Source organism: Vibrio ichthyoenteri ATCC 700023 (genome assembly GCF_000222605.1).
GTDB classification, from domain to species: domain Bacteria; phylum Pseudomonadota; class Gammaproteobacteria; order Enterobacterales; family Vibrionaceae; genus Vibrio; species Vibrio ichthyoenteri.
In genome coordinates this window covers 1-900 of sequence record NZ_AFWF01000037.1, presented here as the reverse complement: position 1 = coordinate 900, position 900 = coordinate 1, and the positions used below count along the sequence as shown (strand labels likewise).

The window sequence follows — 900 nt, the reverse complement described above, 5'->3', positions numbered from 1 at the left end:
TTTTAAATTCACCGCAAGCACAATATCCCATTGCTCTTCAGTCATTTTTTCCAATAACGCATCTTGGGTAATACCGGCATTGTTGATTAACACATCGATGTGACCATACTGGCGCTGTATATCTTCCACCAACTGCGAGAGTGCATCCCTATCACATATATTGATACCGATTGGCGTAACATTGTTTCGATCATGCCATGCATGTGCAAGCGCTTCATGGTTGAGATCTAATGCATAAACCATGAGTGCGCCGTTCTCACTAAAACGTTGCGTGATGGCTTGCCCGATCCCCTGAGCGGCTCCGGTGACAATACAGACTTTGTTGTTGAAGCTATTTCCTGGCATATTTCAATTCCTTTTCATCTTGGGCAAAAAAAGAGAACGGGCAAAGCCTCGTTCCAACACAATCAAGATAGCTCAAATTGCTCGTTGAATAGGTTAAAATCCATCACTTTTAGGTTTTTACTAATCAATGGTTTAAAAGCCATTGCTTGTCACACATCGCGTTGAAGCTCTAAATTTGGTTTAATTTCAATCAGTTCTAGACCTTGAGCAGAGAGACGAAATACTGCTCATTGTGTGATGTAAAGCATCTTTTTATGTTGTTTAATCTAAACGTGTTGAAAGAAGTATTACTTTCTTCCGACGGCACCACCGCTTATATCTTGATGTTTTTTGGGGCGGCTTCTTGTTTTGTCTTAGTGCTGCGGAGTTAGGTGGCGATGAATTAATTAAATCGTTTTTTAAGCGGTTTGCCATTTGGAACTTACTCTATCATCACGCTCATTCTTTTGATGGTGTTCTTATTGGGCTTCTTCCCCGACTAGATAGAAATCACTTTAATAGCGCTACCATTACTCGCGCCTGTTGTGGCAAGTATTTTCAAAAAAGTATTAAGAA

At 40.4% G+C, this 900-nt stretch carries 1 protein-coding gene and 1 pseudogene; one reads left to right on the top strand and one right to left on the bottom strand.

Annotated features, from left to right (window positions below):
- On the bottom strand, positions 1-345 hold a 345-nt coding region (locus tag RH85_RS03980; protein WP_006710910.1), incomplete at its 3' end, for an SDR family NAD(P)-dependent oxidoreductase.
- A 263-nt stretch (positions 346-608) separates the two neighbouring features.
- On the opposite strand from RH85_RS03980, the pseudogene RH85_RS23670 reads away from it, so the two are divergent.
- A pseudogene (locus tag RH85_RS23670) lies at positions 609-824 on the top strand (C4-dicarboxylate ABC transporter); the annotation flags it as partial.
- Positions 825-900 lie beyond the last annotated feature (76 nt).